This is a genomic window from Desulfosarcina sp. BuS5 (genome assembly GCF_028752835.1).
Taxonomy (GTDB): domain Bacteria; phylum Desulfobacterota; class Desulfobacteria; order Desulfobacterales; family BuS5; genus BuS5.
The window spans coordinates 790042-809511 of the sequence record NZ_CP087952.1; the positions used below are offsets into that span (position 1 = coordinate 790042).

A 19470-nucleotide genomic window follows, 5' to 3' on the forward strand; every position below is an offset into this window, starting at 1 on the left:
ATATGGCAAAATCAATAGTAATAGACACAGGATTTTGGTTTGCTCTATTTGATGATAGAGACCGTTACCATGAAGACGCTTTGTTATATTTTGAATATATCGCTCCACATACATTACTAATTCCTTGGCCAACACTATATGAGACTTTAAATACTAGATTCTCTCGACGTCAGTCATGGACTGAAAAGTTCCATAGAATTATAAAATCTCATTCCACTTATTATATATCAGATAAAGATTATAAAGAAGTCTCTCTGAATTATTTTTTTAGTCATGGGCAGAGATTTAGTTTGGTAGATATAATAATAAGAAATATCTTGGAAGATGATTCCGTCAAAATAGATGCAATTCTTACCTTTAATGAGTCTGATTTCATTGATATATGTTATAAAAAGGGAATTGAATTATTTAATGGCTAACAAGGCGCTCCTCGTGCCAAGATAAATCCGAATCGTTGGGATAAGACACAAGGTCTTTGAAACTCGATATTGTTACCAAGTGGGTGCTCGGGAAACGGTTTGTTTCCTTCATCTCTGCAGGGCTTGCTCTGGCATTGATGTTAAGATAGTCCCACCTGACTAAAGACTAACCAGCAGGTCAGTAGCGAAGTCCACAGGTAAACCCGGTAACGGGAGTCTGGAGCTGGACGGAGCAAGATTGCAGGCTCTGTATTGAGCCCCGAAAAATGTATGGTTGTGGTCATTGTGATAATCCTGCTTGCAGGAAAAAGCCGACGCTTTGGAGACAGCGGAAGGCAGCAGTCCTGAATATGCTAAGGCAAGTATTCAGGACACCACCGGGGTCTTAGACCAGGGCATGTACTCAAAGGGGTAGCTCGGGAACTTGGGAGACCCGGATGTTTCCTTGGGTAAAAAGAACGGTAACAGGAAATCCAGCGCAAGCGAAATCCCGGCGTTGCATAGGAATGTCCCGCCTTGCAACGAGTCTGCCATTGGCAGAAACACAAACATTAAAAGATGGGCGATACAAGGTATCAGGGGAGGATAGCGAAGAGCGAACGAACCTGAGATAAACATTCGGAAGTCTTAGCAGATCATAGTACCGATGATTAAGAATTGAACTATCTTGATCGGAAAGGTGGGGAAGTGATGCCCAAGCGACCCACTGCAGGGAAGGTGAAGCAGGGTATAACGTTTTTTTGGCAGGAATTATGGGAGATACACAGATGTCACAAACCATATCAACAAAAAGCCGAGAAATTGCAAGAACGGTCGCTTGCAATTCCAGACCGATAGAATGGGGACAACCACCGGTGTTAACAGGTGGGTCATCCCTTATCAAAATCGAGCTGCTTGCTCAAAGTAATCCTGAACTGGTATTTACATCAGTAGTCCATCGGATAGACTTTGATTTACTGAAACAATCCTTTCGTAAAATTCGGAAAAGCAAATCTGCAGGAGTGGACAAGGTTACGGCAAAGGAGTATGCCGAAAATCTTGATCAAAACCTCTATAATCTGTATGAACGACTGCGGAGAGGACAGTACGTTGCGTCTCCTGTAAAGCGTATCTGGATAGACAAGGAAGGAGGGAAAAAGCGTCCAATTGGCATACCTGTACTTGAGGATAAAATTGTCCAGAAAGCAGCAGCAGCCATATTGAATGTCATATTTGACAGGAATTTTTACAATTTTTCCCATGCATTCAGAAAAGGTCGGAGCCAACACATGGCAATCAAAGATTTACGTGAGCAATGCTTGAAGCAGAATATCAGCTGGATAGTAAGCGCAGATATTACAGGACTATTTGACAATATTAATCACGAGTTACTTAAAGACATGATACGTCGGAGAGTAAGTGACGGCGGAATGATTCGCCTGATAGGGAAGTGGTTGAATGCAGGCGTAATGGAGGAAGGCAACCTGACGTACTCTGAAACGGGCACTCCACAGGGAGGAGTAATTTCCCCTGTGCTCAGTAATATCTTTCTTCATTATGTTTTAGATGACTGGTACGTGAAAGAAGTGATCCCCCGGATGAAAGGGAGATGCTCCATCATACGCTGGGCGGATGATTTCATCCTCGGGTTCGAGTATGAAAAAGACGCATTGCGTGTCATGGATGTATTACCCAGGCGGTTCGAACAGTTCGAGCTGTCACTTCACCCGGAAAAGACAAAACTGATTCGATTTTCCAAACGCATTAGCGGAAAGGGAAACGGGACGTTTGATTTTTTAGGGTTTACATTTTACTGGTCAAAATCATTAAAAGGGTACATGGTAATAAAGAAAAAGACGGCAAGAAAGCGTTCAAGCCGTTTTATGAAGAGAATATGGATATGGTGCAAGGATAACCGTCATAAGCCAATGGCCGAGCAGTATGAGATTCTTTGCAGTAAACTGCGAGGTTTTTACCAGTACTTTGGAGTAATAAGTAACTACAAAGTGCTGGAAGTTGTGTTTGAATATACTGAGAAAGCATGGCGTCGATGGTTAAGCCGAAGAAGTCACAAGGGCGAAGTAATGTTCGAGGACTTGCGCACAACATACCCACTGCCATTACCCAGAATAGTCCATAATATTTGATGCCGTAAGGGCTGCAAAGTTATACGCCAAACGGGGTGTCGCCTGTTTGGTTGATAATCCGGTAAAAAGGATTTGAACCGAGGAACCGTATGAGGGAAATCTTCACGTACGGGTCTGTAGGGGGGGCGTCGGGTAACCGATGCTCCTACCTGGAACTTGACCGCTGTTCCGCTAGCGCTCCACAGCGGCAAGTGAGCTTTGTCGATAAGTTGACCGTGAGCTCCGCTACGCTACGCACACGGTCAACTTATCGCCGGCTGTCGAGTTCCTCGAACGTCCTTGACAGGTTCCGCTCACGCTCCACCTATCAAGGGCGTTCGAGCCGACTGCGATTCTCGACACTGAATGAAAAAAAACCGCCTTTTTCATTCAGTGCCTGCGATTCTCGCGGCTCAACAGCCGGCGTTATGCATAAAAAGGTAACTTATGAAGTTCAGTGAGAGAATAGAAATCAAGCCAGTTGAAACAGCTCTTCAAGTGCAGGGAATGAACGATGAATTACGTAATTCTTTGTGGAATGTCCTAGATGTTTTTATATGGAGTAAGAACAATTTCTTGTATAGACAGTATGGATCAGGTGATATTGAAGAATTTAGCCGTCGGCTATGGTTTCACTATTTCAAGAAACCAATGGATTCACGACCTGAAAGAGCACATAGAATATTAGAAGCTATTAGGAGTTACTATTTTGAATGCCCTTGGTATGAAGTTTATGATTTTTTAGAGTATGTATTATTAGCTGAGCGCAACGCCAGATTAATCAAAGCAATAAACAATATACTTGAGCGAGAATTATCAGGTTATCGTTTTATTGAATCTGCATTTGTTCCTGTCACTGATGAAGTGGAAATTGAAGCGGTACAAAAGGCTTTAACAGAAGGCCCCTTTAACGGTGTTCATGCACATCTTAAGAAAGCAATGGAACACTTGGCTAGAAGAGAAAATCCTGACTATAGAAATTCAATCAAAGAGTCAATATCTGCCGTCGAAAGTATGTCTCGTGTGATAACTGGAAATTCAAAAGCGACTTTGGGGGAAGCGTTAACTATTCTCGAAAAAAAAGGACATCTGCATCCTGCTCTTAAAAAAGGATTCTCTTCAATTTATGGATATACTAGGGATGAAGATGGAATAAGACATGCCATGTTAGACGAACCAGATATTTCGGTTTCTGATGCAAAGTTTTTCCTAGTATCATGCTCAACATTTATAAATTATTTAAAAACAACTATCGTATAAAATGCATAACAAGTCACTGCACTGGATTTTTACTCCGCTACGCTCCGTAAAAACCAGTGAGTTCAGTCGTTAGCCTGCAAAGATAGCCATAATTCTGCTAAGGGAGTGTTAAAATGTATAGAGTAGATATTAAGAATAAAAAACTTATTGAGATTCCAGCTACAACATACAGTGAACTCAATCTTAGAGAACGTTTTGATATCCAAGAGTGGATTGCAGGAACACCGGAAATACTTGGCGAGCCCCTCATGATAATATCAAAGGAGTTAATTTTGCCATCTGGCCGTCGTCTTGACTTACTTGCGGTGGATAAAGAAGGGGCATTGGTCATAATTGAATTAAAACGGGATAATTCCGGTTCGGATGTAGAGTGGCAGGCGATCAAATATGCCTCTTACTGCTCAAGTTTTTCTCATGACGAAATCTATAAGCATTTTGCTGAATATCTCGGTACAGATGGTGATGACGCTCAGGTCAAAATCGAAGGATTTATCAACTGTGAGCCTGAAGATCTAAACCAACGCCAAAGGATAATTTTGGTTGCCAAGGAATTTCATTCCGAGGTTATTTCTGCCGTATTGTGGCTTCGTGAATCAGAAATAGATATCGAATGTATACGGTTGACGCCCTATTTTGATCAGAAGGGAGAACTTTTCATTAATCCCGAAATAATTATTCCACTCCCTGAAGCAAAGGATTACATTCAAAAGAAGGAAAGCAAACAAAAAGAGCTGAAGCAATCTGGAAAGAGTTCGTTTTCTTTAGAAAAATCAAATTTGGAGCCAGACGAATTAAAGAATCGGATCGTTGAATCACTTACTAGGGATAGCGAACTTACCCCCCGTTTTCGAGCCTTCCTGGAAATAATCAGCCAGGAGGATAGAATCTACAATCGAGATGAAGTAAAGCAAGGCCTGTATGAAGCTGGAGTCGGAAACGACATCGGTCAAAGTGGTCGCTACCTAAGCAATATTTCTCAGTTCCTGACCAAGAAATCAAATCCTCATCTCCGACAGGTAGTCGAATTTGAAAGTGGGGGCACACACGGTGAGACAAAGGACAATTACCATATTGTTTCTGAATATCATGATCTAATTCAACAGGCTTTGGAAGAGACATCAAGAGAAGTATCAAAAGAGCCGCAGGCCAACAATTTGGTCCAGCCGACCTCGTAAACTCGGCGGCTGACCATGGCGTTAGCGCGGCCAAAGTAATCGGGAGTATACCTGTGAGGAGTAGACAATCGAGGAGAGCAAATGGGCGCAGACTACCTGGAACAAATTAGAAAAGAGATAGCGTACATCAAGCCATACGAGAACCAGGATTTTGAGTGGTACAACAAAGGAATGACGTTGCTGAGGAACGCAAAGCTAGAAGCAGCCGAGCTGAAGTTCAAAGAGTTGGTGATGTCGCAGCCTAAACACCATAATGGGTATCACGGTCTGGCGCTCACCTATCAGAAGATGGGACGCAAGGATGAATCCGTGTTTTTTATGGAGGAAGCGATTGCCAGAGCCAAGTCGTTCGTGGACGAAGGCACAATGGATCAGGAAGCTCTGGATTGGTTAGAGCAGGACCTTGGGCAGATCCAGCAGATGTAGGAGCGTCAATCAATTGGACGTGGCGGAGTCTGTAGCGATCAGTGAGTGCGACAAACGAAGCCGTTTGACAGTTTAGGAGGTATGCTTCGTCCCTGCCTGGGAGAGAGGGAAACTTGCAGTGGTTCGGGAGGGGTTTCGTGAGAGCCGCAAAAGACATCCTTCGCGGACTACGGATGCCTTTTGCTAGTCTCAGGCGGGGAGAGGTGGTAATCGACGCTCGGCGAAAGCTACTGATGGTAGAAGTGGTGAGTTGGAATGGGGAGTTAGCGTGCTCGCATGGTGAAAGCGCAAAAGCTATCCTTCGGGGCAGTCGAAGGAACACACGCGAATCAGACCGTCGGCGGGGCGAAGGTGAAACGCGAGCGAGGAGCGGATAACTTTTGCTTGTTTCGTGAGCGAAAGTATGTTGGTGAAGCAATCAGTTGAAGCGGGAAGCGGATTTGTCGACAGGTCGAGAGAACGTGGAGGGGAATGCGCCTTGGGAGCGGGTTCGTTGGGCAAAAGTAAAGGGCCGCGCTAACAACGCGTTGCAGCCGACTTGGCTAATCGGCGCGCTTTTCGAGTTTCCTCACCCGCATTGGGGTCGGTTTGCAGGCGGATGTGCTCGCGCCGAACCCGCCAAGCGGCTGAACGCAACCGATAAGTTGACCGTGAGCTCCGCTACGCTACGCACACGGTCAACTTATCGCCGGCTGTCGAGTTCCTCGAACGTCCTTGACAGGTTCCGCTCACGCTCCACCTATCAAGGGCGTTCGAGCCGACTGCGATTCTCGACACTGAATGAAAAAAAACCGCCTTTTTCATTCAGTGCCTGCGATTCTCGCGGCTCAACAGCCGGCGTTATGTGCAAGGGAGGAATAAATGGCGTTTGCACTGTGGCGGAAACAGATTAAGTGCCCAAATTGTCAATACGAAGGAAAGGCTCAAATTAAGGGCTCAGGATGTGGTCTTTGGCTCGTCTTTTTGGTCCTATTCTCTATTTCTTTCTTGTTCTGGCCGCTGTTTATCGTGGCCGGTATCATGTTTCTATGGTTGTTGCTAAAGCCAGCCGATCAGATTTGTCCAAAGTGCAAATACGTAAATCCAATACCAAAATAATAGACTCCAAATCTTATGTGTAAAACTACCAAGGAGGTTGATCATGAAATATAATAAGGCCCTGTTTCCAATTGCGTTCTTAATGTTCATCAGTCTTTTTGCAAATTCTGTATTTTGCTCAGAAATTAGTGGGTGGGTAAAGAGCGAAACGTGCTGGGTTGTCAAAGAACCAAGTAAAGACGCAAAAATTATTGGCATTATTTTGAAGAAAGCTGCGGTAACAGTTGAAGATGTTGGTAACGGTTGGGCGAAGATCATTTTTGCGCCAGTCAGAGACCCCCAAACTGGAAAATATATTGACTGCACGGAATGCTACATTCAGAGGAGTAACGTGACAACCGTTGTTCCAGGGAGATGGTAAAATTTTACCGATGAAAACCTTGGCAACTTCTTGATATGATCTTTATCACATAACAACCGCATCAACTCGGACTGGCAATTCCGCTGCGCTCCATTGCCAGCCGGTTATGCGGGACGAACCCCGCAGTTAAAGAATAGGTTAGGTAACATTGGGTTACAGGCAATTTTTTAAAAAAAATTGGACTTTATCTAAGAATTTTGGACAATAGCTATTGCTTTCTCAATTGTTCGTGTAATGTAAGCATCTTTTTTATGAATGCCATTGTGGCTTTTCCAATTTGTTCTTTCTGTCAATAAACGGTTTCGGATATTACTTTGTGGATAGTTTCTCCTTGCAAGCGCAAGGGCATACGAAAAATCAGTTTTGGATTCATCACCTTTTTCATAATCGGAGCGAGAAATAAATTTATTAAGACACACTTCCCCCTTCAGGAGTTGAGGGGAAAGGGGAACTATTCTATTTGTCCTGGCAGTGTGGCATGATTTGTATTGAGGAATATCTGCCTGATATTTCCAATCAATCCAGATAAGCTTAGCCATTGGATAGCCGTTTTTAGAATCCCTGTGTTTTTCTTTTCTATTCCGGAACCCGGGACACCTTCCCCATCGATTATTGGGATCTGCACCAGGATCATTGCAAAGTTTTTTAAGCCAGTGCCTCTTTTCATCAAGTGGCAAAGATCTATTTGAATGTATCCATACCTGATAATTTTCCGGTGAGGTTTCAACTGCCATCCTTCCTGGTTTCCAGGCGCCGTCACTATATTTATGATGAAGATGTATTGTTGTGATTGAAAGATCATCAACCATCATATAATAAGGAGAAATTGATAAAGCCGGCTGTAACAAAATATGCCTGCCATTGGCGTTTTCAGCTTTCAGATATGGAATATTTTTGTTGGAGGAAGATATAATCCATCGTCCTGAATTCAAATCCAGGACTGCTAATTGCCATTTTACACAAAAATAGCGATTCAATTTTTGAAAAATTGATTGCATGCGTACTCCTATGGTTTGGCTTACGACATTCGTATCCAGGTCTCTCGTCAAGACAACAGAGATAATTCAATAAAATTGACCATATGCATCTTTTAAACTTCAGGAATCCCGGGCTTGATGAATCCTTAATGCAAAGATATTACTATTAATAAGGTCATTCAGGATTTCAGAGGCAATATGTTCGTTCACCGCTTTTTTTAAAAGTTTCATGGATGGATGAAGGTAAATTTCAGTGCTTTTTGTAGAAGCATGTCCCATGATTGCTTTTAGCACAAAAATATCTTGTTTTCCTTCAATGGCATGAGTCGCAAATGCATGTCTCAAACTATGGGGTGTCACCTTGTCAATTGAGAAAGGGCCGGCTTTCGCAACAATTTTTTTCAAATTATCCTGAGCAGTTCTGGAGGAAAGCCTGTTTCCTTTTTTGGAAACGAACAGAGCCTGGAGTGTATCAGCATTGTTAAGCTGGGTGCGGCAAACCAACCATTTGTTTATTATATCAAGAAGATTTCCGGTAAGCGGCAGTTTCCTTTCCTTGCGGCCTTTTCCATGGATACAGACTACGTCATTGTCAAAATCGATATCCTCAATATCTATGCTCAAAGCTTCACCAATGCGAAGCCCCAGGCTGTAAAGCATTGTGTAGAGAGTTAAATCCCTAAAACCCAAAACACTGTTATGATCAATGGTATTCAATAGCTTAATAACTTCTGTCAGCGGTAACTTAAAAATGCCATAAAACTGGCGGTTTAAAAATGTATTTTTCTTTCGTGTGATTTTCTTCCAATCCATTCATTATTTTCAAACTATTCTTCCATCTTCTTCCTTGTATTTTTTTCATATTTCCCATTTCTGAATTTCAAAATTATTCATATTGTCACCGTAAGGGGGTGCTTTGTGAATGAAATCCATAAAACAAACTAAATGTTGTCATTGCGGCAAGTTGTTCATACCCGATGCTCGCAATAGAAGTCGGCAGAAGCACTGTTTTAATCCTGCGTGTCGAAAAGCCAGTAAGGTTGCAAGTCAGAAGAAATGGCTGAGTAAACCTGAGAATCAAAATTATTTTAGCGGGCCGGAGAATGTCCAGCGGGTTCAGGAGTGGCGAAAAAGAAATCCGGGGTACTGGCGGCGATCAGCAAAAAAACGGGATGCGTTACAAGATTCCTTAACGGCTCAACCATCTGAAAACAAAGACGATAATCCTCAAAACACAGGCTTTGCGTTACAAGATGCCTTAATAATGCAACCTGCTGTTTTGCTTGGCTTAATAGCCAATATTACCGGAAATGCGTTACAAGATGACATTGTAAATACCCTCCGTGGTTTGCAACAATTGGGGGCGGATATTTTAAAGAATTCACCCCAAACCAAAGGAGGAAATCATGATTGTCAAAACACCGATTTTATCACAACGGGTACGTCAGGTACCCAAAAGCTTCAGTTGGATAGATCACCGCCTGGTCAGTGATTGTTATATAAATAAATGCAGCCACGCGGCCGCGGCCTTGTATCTGTTTTTGGTTTGCGTCGGCGATCGCCGGGGACTCAGCTATTACAGCGATAAATCGATTGCCGAAAAGTTGAAAATGGACGCCGGACTTTTGGAAAAAGCCCGTTCAGAACTGATTCGCAGCGATCTGCTGGCCTGGCGGAGTCCTATATATCAGGTGCTCTCTATGGAGTCGGCAACCGTTAAGAAACGATCTTCACAGGGTGTAATGCGTTTGAGCGATATTTTCAAACAAGCAAGGGAGGGCAGCCCATGATTGACTATGAAACTTATGTGCGTATCCGCAACCATCTGGAAAAAGACGGTCTCAACTACAGTCAGATTGCCGAATGCTTGTCCCTGGATCATAGGACGGTAGCCAGATGGGCCAACCAGAAATGCTATCAGCAGCGTAAGCTCGGAAAACGGGCCAGCAAGCTGGATCCTTTTAAAAAAGAGATTGTGCGTATGCTGAACAAGCATCCTTATACCGCCGTCCAGATTTATCAACACCTCAGAGAAGAGGGCTTTGACGGCGGCTATACCATCGTAAAGGATTATGTCAGCCGGGTGCGGCCCAAAAAAACAAAAGCCTACCTGAAACTATACTTTGCGCCCGGTGAATGCGCACAGGTGGATTGGGGTTCTTATGGTTCCGTCCCAGTCGGTTCCACTACCCGGCGATTGAGCTTTTTTGTGATGGTATTGTGCAACAGCAGGATGATTTATGTGGAATTTACCGTCTCGCAAACCATGGAGCATTTTTTAGCCTGCCAGCAGCATGCCTTTTGTTTTTTCGGAGGAGTACCCCAAAAAGTCATGGTGGATAATTTAAAATCGGCAGTATTGAAACGCGCCATCGGCCAGGCACCGATATTTAATCCCCGGTATCTTGATTTTGCCAACCATTACGGTTTTACGATTGTTCCCTGCGGTATACGCAAAGGCAATGAAAAAGGCCGGGTGGAAAGCGGGGTTGGGTATGTCAAAAAGAACCTTTTATCCGGCCTGGATATCCCGGATTTCAAGGTAATGAAACCAATCGCCGAACATTGGCTGGAGACCGTGGCCAATGTCCGTGTTCATCGCGAGACAGGGAAAAAGCCGGTTGATCTGTTTGAACAAGAAAAAGCCAGTCTGCAGCCGTTGCCGGTGGAAGCCTATGATGTGGCTGTCATCAATCAGGTTAGGGCGTCCCGGCAGTTCAGGGTGACTGTGGATACCAACCGTTACAGCGTCCCGGCTCAACTATCAGGTGTAGGTGTTACTGTAAGGCAGTATCCCGACCGGATATGTATTTATCATGAGGGTAATCTTGTTGCCCGTCATGTCAGGAGTTATGACCGTCGTCAGGACTTTGAGCTCCCGGACCACCCCAAAGAACTGCTGGCTCAGCGTAGAAAAGCGCGGGATCAAAAACTCTTAATGCGGTTTTTAGTTTTGTCCGACAAGGCCGAGGCCTATTACCAACAACTTAACGAGCGGCGGCTCAATACGCTCCACCATATCCGTCAGATCGTGGCCTTAAGCGAGATATATCCGCTCGAACAAGTTCAACGTGCCATTGACGACGCTTTTATCTTCCAGGCCTTTTCTTGTGAATATATCGCCAACCTGCTTGAACACCGTACCCGCCCTGCCCGGGAATCAGGGGCGCTGCATGTGACCCGCCGCAGCGATCTTTTGGATCTTACAATAGCCCAGCCTAACCTGGGTATTTACGATTATTCAATTATGGAGGATGAAGATGACAACAAGGGAAACTGATATCACAAAACAGCTTTCTTACCTGAAACTGCCATATATCCGAGAAAACCATGCCACCTGTGCTCAAACCGCTGCACAAAAGCAATGGACACATCTGCATTACCTGGCCGAATTGGTCCGGGGAGAAGCGGATATGCGAAGAGATCGCACCATCCAGCGCCGTATCCGATCAGCCCGGTTTTCGGTTATTAAAACCCTGGATCAGTTTAACTGGTCCTGGCCAAAAACAATCAACCGGGCACAGGTGCAGAACCTCTTTCATCTGAAATTTATCGAGGATAAAAGCAATGTGGTGTTCATCGGCGGTGTCGGCCTGGGGAAAACCCATTTAGCCACGGCTCTGGGCTATCAGGCCTGCCTGAAAGGGCATACCGTACTTTTTATCTCCGCAATCGAAACCATCAATAACCTTTATTCCGCCCAGCAGGCCGACCGCTTAAAACAGGAGTTAAAAAAATATCTCAAACCGGCTCTCTTGATACTGGATGAATTAGGCTACCTGCCCATTGACAAAATCGGCGCTGACCTGCTCTTCCAGGTTATAAGCCAGCGCTATGAACAAGGTGCCATTATTATAACCACCAATCGCGTTTTTAAAGATTGGCCGCAAATATTTAACAACGACAACATGCTTACTTCTGCCCTGCTGGACCGGCTGCTGCACCACATCGAAGCAGCAGTGGTGGTGGAAGGAAAAAGTTACAGGATGAAGGATGTGGTAAAAGAATAAACGCTTGCGGTTCACCGGGGAAAAAGCCGGTGAACCGCATTTTTTTCTATACATTTTTAAAACGGCGCTTTGGGTACATTTTTACACCGCCGCTAACAACTTCATCCGGTGTCAGGGCTTCCACGGGTCCGGTGTAGGGTTCCCTTGCCCGTGGCAGGCTTTCAATGGGAAAAATATCAGCGCCTTTTACCTGGGTAAAACGCAGATATTTAACATAGCTTCTGATGGAGGATTCTTTACGATTGATGGAACCGGCATTATTATCCCGTTCAACCCGTAACCATCCTATAAATTTTAACGTCTCCTCCCCTGTAATCATTTCAATGTTTTGAGAATGGAGATAATTTGAAAATAAATTGAGATCACGTTTATTAGCTTCAACACCCGAAGGTTGATGGTTCAAAACATCAACACGCAGTACGTGATATTCTATAGTGGACCCCAAAAATGCGACAATATGTTAAGGTGTAATTCTAAACAAACAGGAGGAAGCAAATGAAAAAGAGAAAGAATTATACCAAAGACTTTAAGGCTCGGGTTGCGCTGGATGCCATAAAAGGCCAGAAGACAATAAATGAACTGGCAACTGAATATGGAGTCCATAGCAATCAAATCGGCCAGTGGAAGAAAAAATTGATTACTGAATCAACAGAAATTTTTTCGCAAAACAGGGGTCGTGATGCAAAGGCCTATGAGGCTGAAAAAGATCGTCTATACCAACAGATCGGAAAGCTTCAAGTTGAAGTGGACTGGCTAAAAAAAACAATTGGATACAGAAGATGAGCCTGTCTGAAAAGCGAAGCTGTATAGAGCCTGGTCATTCCCGCTTAAGCATTGCTCGTCAATGTAAATTATTGGGGCTGCACCGTTCCGGTTATTATCGGCAAAATAATTATCCTGTTAAAGAAAGTAATGAAAATCTGGAATTGATGCGTCTGATTGATGAAGAATATACGCGCCACCCCTTTTACGGAAGCCGAAAGATACGTGATTATTTAGGGCGCTGCGGTTACAAAATCAATCGTAAACGGATACAGCGCCTGATGCGCATAATGGGAATCCAGTCCATAGCGCCTAAACCTGATACGAGTGCTCCTCGCAAAGAGCACAAAATATACCCCTACCTGCTGAAGGGAATGAAAATAACGAAACCGGATCAGGTCTGGTGTTCGGATATTACCTATATTCGTATGCCTGGCGGTTTTGTTTATCTGACGGCTGTTATGGACTGGCACAGCCGCTATGTACTTTCCTGGGAAGTGTCAACAACGATGGATGACGTTTTCTGCGTAAACGCATTGCAGAGCGCCATCCGACGTTTTGGCAAACCGGATATTTTCAATACCGATCAGGGTTCCCAATACACCGGCAATGACTTTACCGGCGTGTTAAAACAGCATCAAATCCGGATTAGCATGGATGGCAAGGGGCGTTGTATGGATAATATCTTCATAGAGCGTTTATGGCGTTCTGTAAAATATGAAGAAATATACATCAAGGAATATTCGAATGTCAAAGATCTAATAAATGCATTGAAGCAATATTTTGAATTTTATAATTTTGAACGGCCTCATCAATCGCTGAATAGAAACACTCCCGCAGAGATATATTTTGGTGAATTAGCCATTCAGCGTGCGGCATAAGTTATGAACATATTAATATTGAATTTTAACAGTACGTTAACGATATATGGAAAAGTTATCAACATTTTATCAACAAGTTATGAACATTTTAAGCTGATATTATTATCTATTAAATCAACAAGTTAAATTACTTATGAACATTTTTATGGCGCATATAAACATATTTCATTTTTTTGTTTATTTTTTTGTTGATATCAATAATGGCACACCTTAACAAAACATAAAATCTGTCCTTGACTTGGGGTCCACTTTATTCTTCCATGTAATGATCAAAGTCGGATACCGCGATATATGCGCTCATTTACGGCCTCCATCTTTGTATCTTGCCGGATTTGCAATATGATTTTTCAAGAATTGTCTGGCAATATCAATGCTGATATGTACATAAACCGTCGTTTCTGTCTCATCATCATGGCCCAGCATCTCTTTGATATCTTTCATGTTAACACCTGCTTCATACATATGGGTTGCAAATGTATGCCGGAACGTCAAAGGGCTGACTTTTTTGGTTATTCCTGCTGTCTTGCTTCTTTCTCTAACAATATCGGCCATACGAGCCTGGCTTAACCTGGCATGCTTTTTTTTATTGCTTCCATTTTTGGAAAAGGCATGGAAAAGCGGGGTATCTGTATCGCCTGGGAACATTACCCAATAGTGTGTGAGCATTTCTAACATTTTGTTATTGAAAAACACCTGGCGCTGCTTGCCGCCTTTGCCTTTTCTTACAATCAGTGAACCTTCCCTGAGATCGATATCGTTCCGGTCAAGGGCGCACAACTCGCTGCTGCGAAGACCGGTTGACCATAACAATGCTATGATCGTATGATCTCGTAATCCAATAAGAGTGTCGGTTTTAATCGATTCTAATAATTTAAAACACTCATTTACCGTCAAATACTTCTTTTCTGCCGGAGGTTCACAGATAAGCTCAGGAAGTGAAGCTGCCGGGTTTAACTCAATTTTTTTAAAGTCTTGCAAATAGGCATATAAAGTCCTGAGTACGCAGAGTTCTTTGGATATTGTGGTATTTTTTACCTTGGCGCTTTTTTGGCGTAATTCAATATAACAAAGTAAATCAATCGGTTGTGCTGTAAATAGCTTTTTATCCCTGGTTGAGGTTAAAAATTCTGTCCATAGTTTACATATGCGCAGATGTTGCTTGAGAGTTCCTTTTGCAAAGCCACACAGATTTTCAAGATATCCAATATATTCGTTAATGATATTGTTCATGGGTTGCTCCTTTCAATTTGTCCCAGGGGATGGCAGCTGGTAACGGTTTTGAAATGACGCGGGCTCAGGTGGGTATATATCTCCGTGGTGGACAATCGCTGATGTCCCATTAAGGCTTTTGTGGTGACCTTACCGTGCCTGTCTGCCGCATGAGTGGCAAATGTATGGCGCAAACAGTTACTGGTAATGGGTATTGAAAGATCGGCATCTTGACCAATATTCTTCACAAAATGCTGCAGCCAGGCCACGGAAATGGGTTTTCCCCTTGTATTCACAAATAAAAACTCTGACTCATCTTTCCGCGCAGCAAGATAATTGGACAGCAGAGCAGACATGGAAAAACTGATGTGTGTCTTTTTTAGCCATCCACCTTTAACCTGAACATTAATGTAATGATTATTCGAATGTATATCACATCGTTTGATACTGGTTATTTCTTTGGGGCGAAGTCCTGTAGTGGCCATAAGGCTGATGATGGTAAAGTCACGCTTTTTTATGTTCTTTGCAGCGTATTCAAGCAGCTTCCGAAGCTCGGTTTCACTAAGATATTCCGGCAGCCTGGAACGGGGATGAAATTTGGGATGGCGTAAATTTTTAGCAGGGTCATCACTGACAACCTGGATAAGATTTAGAAACTTGCCGAATTTGCGCAGGGACCAGACCACAGCCTTTTTAAGATTTGGGCCGGCATTTATACAACGATATTCAGAATATTTTCTAAGAAAGTCAAGATGTAACTGAGTTGGAGAGCTAATACCGTTAACTTTACAGTACTTGCCGAACTCCATCAGATATCGTTTAAGTTCTTTGATGGAATTTACAGATAACTTTCGATCTTGTTCCACCTTGAGACAATGCTTAACAAGGGAATCGATATCATTCTTAAGCAGGTCTTCAGGACAGAGCTGTTCACACATAATTTAATCCTCCTCTTTTATTGTATTTTTCATCATGAATTGATATGTAAAATCAAAGATGAAAAATCAAGCTATTTAAGAGGATTATAACCTAACTGCGCGAAACATACATTATACAATAAAGGAGAATGAAGTATGTATCAGTTGTTCGATGATGTAGTTGAAGATGCGAAGTCAGGCGAAAAATCTGCTGTACGGGCATTACAGGCATGGCAATATTTAATTGGAAAAGCCGAAAATCGACAAATCGTACAATATGATGAATTGCGGTTACTAATGGGGTACTCAGATAACAGACCAATGGGCGTAATACTTGGCTGTATTATGTTCTATTGCAAGCAAAATGAATTACCGCCTTTAACTTTAATTGTAGTCAATCAATCCGGTGTGCCAGGTGAAGGTTTTTCAGCCGAAAAATGGGAGGATTATCATCAAAGAAGAGAAGATGTTTTCAATTTCTTTTGGTATAAAATCATTCCTCCTACAGTGGATGAATTTAGGCAAGCAAGAGAAAATGCATAACAAGGCAAATTAACTCGGACCGCCAAAAGGTGCAGAGCGAAACGGCGCAGCTTTTGGCAGTCCGGTTATTTGCGCCGTTATAGGTTAGAAACAGATTAGCTCTATCCCATATTTTGACAAGGAGGGCATGCTATGAGTTTGGCAAATAAAATTATTAACAATGTCAAAGAATTGCCGGAATTAAAACAAATAGAAGTTTTAGATTTTATCGAATATTTAAAATTAAAAACAGAAAGGCAAGAAAATATTGAGTGGTCAACCTTATCGCTTTCATCAGCAATGCGTGGCATGGAAAATGAGCAATCACATTACTCGCTGAATGATCTCAAGGAATTTTTCTCATGATTTCTGAAGGACAAATTACTCTTTTTAAATTTCCCCAAACTGATCAGCAAGCAGGAAAGCTTCGTCCTGCGCTTGTATTGCGTAAAATGCCTGGCCGATATAATGATTGGCTCATTTGTATGATATCCTCCAAACTTCATCAAAAGATACAGGAATTAGATGAGATTATCACTACAAAGGATTCAGATTTTATACTGTCCGGCTTAAAAGTGCCAAGTGTAATCCGTGTCAGCAGACTTGCCGTTGTTGAGAAAGATATACTTTTGGGGAAATTAGGGCAGATATCTCATGATCGGCTCAGTAGAGTGAGACGAAATCTTGCAAGATGGATATCGGGCGTATAACAATCGCATTCACTCTGACACCCAAAGCCAAGCCGTTTTTTACTTTTGCGCAGTCTGTGTAAAAAATTGCTCTTGCCAAATCCTCATTGGCTTTGGGCGCAGGTGATGCGTACGTTCGGCAGCGAGAATGATTACGATGCTCACCAACAATCAACATAAGGAAGTATTCAATGAATCAAAAAAAAATTATTGATTATTGGGCATCCGAAGCAGAAGAATCTCTCCATGTTGCAAAACATCTTTTTGAAAAAAAAGATTATTCTTATGCGCTTTTCTTTGGACATCTTGCTGTTGAGAAAATCATAAAAGCGGTACTTGTCAAAAATACCAATCAACAGGTGCCTCGCTCTCACAATTTATTGAGATTAGCCAAAGAAGCTCATATAAAAATAACTGAAGAGCAGAAGCGTACTCTAATAAGGATTACAGCATTTAACCTTGAATCCAGATATCCTGACTACAAAAAAGAATTCAGGAAAAAATGTACTTTGCAGTTCACTGCAAAGGAACTGCAAAAAATTAAAGAGGTTTTTACATGGCTGAAATCGAATCTATAGTTTTAAAAAATGTCCAATTATTTCTCGACAAACTCCGCCTGGCTGGATTTCATATTTCCAAAGCCTATATTTTTGGCTCCTATGTCAGGGGGCAGGTGGATAAATGGAGTGATATAGATGTGGCAATTGTTTCTCCTCAAATAAGCAACGACCGTTTTGAAGAACGTATAAGATTGACCGAACTGGCAATATCTGTCGATGATCGGCTTGAACCACTGCCATTCAATCTTGATAGTTTCAGTGATGATGATCCTTTCGTACGACAAATAAAAGATGAAGGATTAGCAATCATTTGAGTCTTTCTTATGATCGGAAACGAATTACTACCACGGCAAAAAGCGTATATAAAAGCAGAAATGGTGATAATTTCAATCGAATCTCAGCATTTGCAACCATAATCAGGGAAAAATGCCGAACCATTCAGTACACCTGACCCCAGAAGCTATGGCATTTTTCACCTTTATCATTTCACGGTAAAACGTATTTTTTGCCAAGTTATCGTTGCTTCTGGGGCAGGTGACCGAGGCGATAAGTTGACCGTGAGCTCCGCTACGCTACGCACACGGTCAACTTATCGCCGGCTGTCGAGTTCCTCGAACGTCCTTGACAGGTTCCGCTCACGCTCCACCTATCAAGGGCGTTCGAGCCGACTGCGATTCTCGACACTGAATGAAAAAAAACCGCCTTTTTCATTCAGTGCCTGCGATTCTCGCGGCTCAACAGCCGGCGTTAGCGCATCTAAATTTGAAGCCATGGGGGTTTTCAAAGGATAGATGCCGTAAACGTTGAGTGAGGTAAAATTTATGGCTGCACCGCGTCTTAGAAGAGTTACTTCTAAAAAAGAGATGGAGAATTTAATTGATGACTACGTAACTCAAGGATATGAAATTGTTGAGCAAAGCGAACGCAATGCGATGGTCAGAAAAAAAACTTGGGGTACCGGAGGTGGTCATCTACTTTGGGGTTTATTGACTGCTTGGTGGACACTTGGAATTGGAAATCTGATTTACGCCTTCTATGCAAAATCTACCTATGCAAAATCTACAGCTGAGAAAGTTATGCTCAAAGTAGATGGTGAATCTTAAACAAGCATTCAAAGTATAAGTCCTTGTATTGACTGGCTTGTAGAAAATAAGCTGAGCCAAATGCATTTTTACAAAAGCATCTTTTATTCTTAATTCTTCAAAACATAGAAGATGCTTTTTTTTCTTGCAAGATATTAACGTATCTGTTAATATTGTGTTTATGACATGGAAAATTTTATATTATAGTGAAGCACTTCAAGAAGAAATTTCAACCTTGCCTGCTGGCATTCAAGCGAGGTATATTCACCTCACTGAAAGAATGCGTCACTATGGAGCCAATCTTGGAATGCCACATACTAAAGCCCTAAAAGAAGGCTTGTTTGAACTTCGGATGAAGTCAAAAGAAGGTATTGGAAGAATTTTTTATTGTACGTTGTTAGGAAAAAAGATAGTAATGTTGCATACATTTATCAAAAAATCTCAAAAGACACCTCAAAAAGAACTCAAAATTGCAATTTCTCGCATGAATGAGGTCAAAAAATGATGACACATGAAGAATTCACAAAAAAACTTCTACAAAATCCAGAAGTTCAAAAAGAATATGATGCCTTGGATGATGAGTTTTCGTTATTTGATGAGCTACTCAAGGCAAGAATAAAAGCTGGACTTACTCAAGCGGAGGTAGCTGACCGTATGGGGACAAAAACACCAGCAATAGCTAGATTAGAGGCGGGTGGTGGAAACAAGAAACATTCACCTTCAGTATCTACACTCCGTAAATATGCCAAGGCGGTGGGCTGTCATTTAGAGATCAAACTTGTGCGGAAAGGCTCAAATATGAAAATTTCGCATGGATAAACTAGAACCTATGCAATTGAAATATATGGCTAAAATGGTGCTAACAAATCGTTCCACCCGACCGCCTGGGTCGTAGCGAATTTGGGCTATTTGGCTTCGTTGAAGTCTTTGGCAGTGCAGCCCGTTGTGCTTCTCTCCCGGCGGCCGGTGAACTCAGCGTTAACCCCCGTGATGTATCAGGCGCTCTTGGCTCCGTTG

Annotated in this window: 25 protein-coding genes; 20 read left to right on the forward strand and 5 right to left on the reverse strand. The window is 42.5% G+C overall.

Annotation, left to right across the window (positions count from 1 at the left end; genetic code table 11):
* Positions 1–2 precede the first annotated feature (2 nt).
* From BuS5_RS03765 to BuS5_RS03790, 7 genes are all read left to right on the forward strand, one after another.
* Complete coding sequence (locus BuS5_RS03765) at positions 3–419, forward strand: type II toxin-antitoxin system VapC family toxin (protein WP_027353415.1); 417 nt, start codon at positions 3–5, stop codon at positions 417–419.
* A 752-nt stretch (positions 420–1171) separates the two neighbouring features.
* On the forward strand, positions 1172–2545 hold the full coding sequence (gene ltrA / locus BuS5_RS03770; RefSeq protein ID WP_036019348.1) for a group II intron reverse transcriptase/maturase: 1374 nt from the start codon (positions 1172–1174) through the stop codon (positions 2543–2545).
* Between the two features lie 426 nt (positions 2546–2971).
* Positions 2972–3784 (forward strand): AbiJ-NTD4 domain-containing protein, encoded by an 813-nt coding sequence (locus tag BuS5_RS03775; RefSeq protein WP_027355132.1) that lies wholly within the window; start codon positions 2972–2974, stop codon positions 3782–3784.
* Between the two features lie 113 nt (positions 3785–3897).
* Positions 3898–4959 carry an MmcB family DNA repair protein gene (locus BuS5_RS03780; RefSeq protein ID WP_051375231.1) on the forward strand — a complete coding sequence of 354 codons (1062 nt, stop codon included), beginning with the start codon at positions 3898–3900 and terminating at the stop codon, positions 4957–4959.
* A gap of 81 nt (positions 4960–5040) precedes the next feature.
* Entirely contained in the window at positions 5041–5385 is a 345-nt protein-coding gene (locus BuS5_RS03785; RefSeq protein ID WP_274427903.1) for a hypothetical protein, read from the forward strand.
* 861 nt (positions 5386–6246) lie between these two features.
* On the forward strand, positions 6247–6483 hold the full coding sequence (locus BuS5_RS20340; protein ID WP_027355107.1) for an LITAF-like zinc ribbon domain-containing protein: 237 nt from the start codon (positions 6247–6249) through the stop codon (positions 6481–6483).
* Between the two features lie 43 nt (positions 6484–6526).
* A complete protein-coding gene (locus BuS5_RS03790; protein WP_027355106.1) occupies positions 6527–6844 on the forward strand; it encodes an SH3 domain-containing protein in 318 nt (105 codons plus the stop codon).
* 188 nt (positions 6845–7032) lie between these two features.
* Here BuS5_RS03790 and BuS5_RS03795 read toward each other — a convergent pair whose 3' ends face one another.
* Both BuS5_RS03795 and BuS5_RS03800 read right to left on the reverse strand, forming a co-directional pair.
* A complete protein-coding gene (locus tag BuS5_RS03795; protein WP_027355105.1) occupies positions 7033–7842 on the reverse strand; it encodes a DNA-primase RepB domain-containing protein in 810 nt (269 codons plus the stop codon).
* Positions 7843–7941: 99 nt separating this feature from the next.
* A complete protein-coding gene (locus BuS5_RS03800; RefSeq protein WP_027355104.1) occupies positions 7942–8634 on the reverse strand; it encodes a tyrosine-type recombinase/integrase in 693 nt (230 codons plus the stop codon).
* 109 nt (positions 8635–8743) lie between these two features.
* Between BuS5_RS03800 and BuS5_RS03805 the strand changes: the two genes are divergently transcribed.
* From BuS5_RS03805 to istB, 4 genes are read left to right on the forward strand one after another with little or no spacing between them, the layout of a single operon-like run.
* Positions 8744–9313, forward strand: coding sequence for a hypothetical protein (locus tag BuS5_RS03805; protein WP_274427637.1), 570 nt, complete (start codon positions 8744–8746; stop codon positions 9311–9313).
* A 37-nt stretch (positions 9314–9350) separates the two neighbouring features.
* Entirely contained in the window at positions 9351–9611 is a 261-nt protein-coding gene (locus tag BuS5_RS03810) for a hypothetical protein (RefSeq protein WP_274427638.1), read from the forward strand.
* On the forward strand, positions 9608–11101 hold the full coding sequence (gene istA, locus BuS5_RS03815) for an IS21 family transposase (protein ID WP_274427639.1): 1494 nt from the start codon (positions 9608–9610) through the stop codon (positions 11099–11101). The genes BuS5_RS03810 and istA overlap by 4 nt, the downstream gene beginning before the upstream one ends.
* Positions 11082–11831, forward strand: coding sequence for an IS21-like element helper ATPase IstB (gene istB, locus BuS5_RS03820; protein WP_274427640.1), 750 nt, complete (start codon positions 11082–11084; stop codon positions 11829–11831). The genes istA and istB overlap by 20 nt, the downstream gene beginning before the upstream one ends.
* Before the next feature lie 46 nt (positions 11832–11877).
* On the opposite strand, the gene BuS5_RS03825 is transcribed toward istB, so the two are convergent.
* Positions 11878–12234 carry a site-specific integrase gene (locus BuS5_RS03825; RefSeq protein ID WP_274428000.1) on the reverse strand — a complete coding sequence of 119 codons (357 nt, stop codon included), beginning with the start codon at positions 12232–12234 and terminating at the stop codon, positions 11878–11880.
* Positions 12235–12326: 92 nt separating this feature from the next.
* Between BuS5_RS03825 and BuS5_RS03830 the strand changes: the two genes are divergently transcribed.
* Positions 12327–13474 (forward strand): IS3 family transposase gene (locus tag BuS5_RS03830; protein WP_443112702.1). Its coding sequence is split into 2 segments (ribosomal slippage): positions 12327–12611 and positions 12614–13474, totalling 1146 coding nucleotides; the frame shifts between segments, so codons are not numbered across the junction.
* Positions 13475–13771: 297 nt separating this feature from the next.
* On the opposite strand, the gene BuS5_RS03835 is transcribed toward BuS5_RS03830, so the two are convergent.
* Entirely contained in the window at positions 13772–14704 is a 933-nt protein-coding gene (locus tag BuS5_RS03835) for a tyrosine-type recombinase/integrase (protein WP_027354819.1), read from the reverse strand.
* Positions 14701–15621 carry a tyrosine-type recombinase/integrase gene (locus BuS5_RS03840; RefSeq protein WP_027354818.1) on the reverse strand — a complete coding sequence of 307 codons (921 nt, stop codon included), beginning with the start codon at positions 15619–15621 and terminating at the stop codon, positions 14701–14703. Before BuS5_RS03840 ends, BuS5_RS03835 begins: the two co-directional genes overlap by 4 nt.
* A gap of 135 nt (positions 15622–15756) precedes the next feature.
* Here BuS5_RS03840 and BuS5_RS03845 point away from each other — a divergent pair, with 135 nt between their 5' ends.
* The 8 genes from BuS5_RS03845 to BuS5_RS03880 all read left to right on the forward strand — a co-directional run bounded on the left by BuS5_RS03845 (position 15757) and on the right by BuS5_RS03880 (position 19272).
* Entirely contained in the window at positions 15757–16143 is a 387-nt protein-coding gene (locus BuS5_RS03845; RefSeq protein ID WP_027354817.1) for a hypothetical protein, read from the forward strand.
* Positions 16144–16275: 132 nt separating this feature from the next.
* Entirely contained in the window at positions 16276–16488 is a 213-nt protein-coding gene (locus tag BuS5_RS03850; RefSeq protein ID WP_027354816.1) for a DUF2281 domain-containing protein, read from the forward strand.
* A complete protein-coding gene (locus tag BuS5_RS03855; protein ID WP_027354815.1) occupies positions 16485–16832 on the forward strand; it encodes a type II toxin-antitoxin system PemK/MazF family toxin in 348 nt (115 codons plus the stop codon). Before BuS5_RS03850 ends, BuS5_RS03855 begins: the two co-directional genes overlap by 4 nt.
* A 170-nt stretch (positions 16833–17002) precedes the next feature.
* Positions 17003–17389 (forward strand): HEPN domain-containing protein, encoded by a 387-nt coding sequence (locus BuS5_RS03860; protein ID WP_027354814.1) that lies wholly within the window; start codon positions 17003–17005, stop codon positions 17387–17389.
* The gene (locus tag BuS5_RS03865) at positions 17368–17685 is read left to right on the forward strand and encodes a nucleotidyltransferase domain-containing protein (RefSeq protein ID WP_051375111.1); all 318 of its coding nucleotides are present in this window, start codon (positions 17368–17370) and stop codon (positions 17683–17685) included. Before BuS5_RS03860 ends, BuS5_RS03865 begins: the two co-directional genes overlap by 22 nt.
* A gap of 507 nt (positions 17686–18192) precedes the next feature.
* Positions 18193–18474, forward strand: a complete 282-nt coding sequence (locus BuS5_RS03870) for a hypothetical protein (protein WP_198012311.1) — start codon at positions 18193–18195, stop codon at positions 18472–18474.
* Positions 18475–18598: 124 nt separating this feature from the next.
* Positions 18599–18958 (forward strand): type II toxin-antitoxin system RelE/ParE family toxin, encoded by a 360-nt coding sequence (locus BuS5_RS03875; protein WP_232223113.1) that lies wholly within the window; start codon positions 18599–18601, stop codon positions 18956–18958.
* A complete protein-coding gene (locus BuS5_RS03880; protein ID WP_035266278.1) occupies positions 18955–19272 on the forward strand; it encodes a helix-turn-helix domain-containing protein in 318 nt (105 codons plus the stop codon). Before BuS5_RS03875 ends, BuS5_RS03880 begins: the two co-directional genes overlap by 4 nt.
* Positions 19273–19470 lie beyond the last annotated feature (198 nt).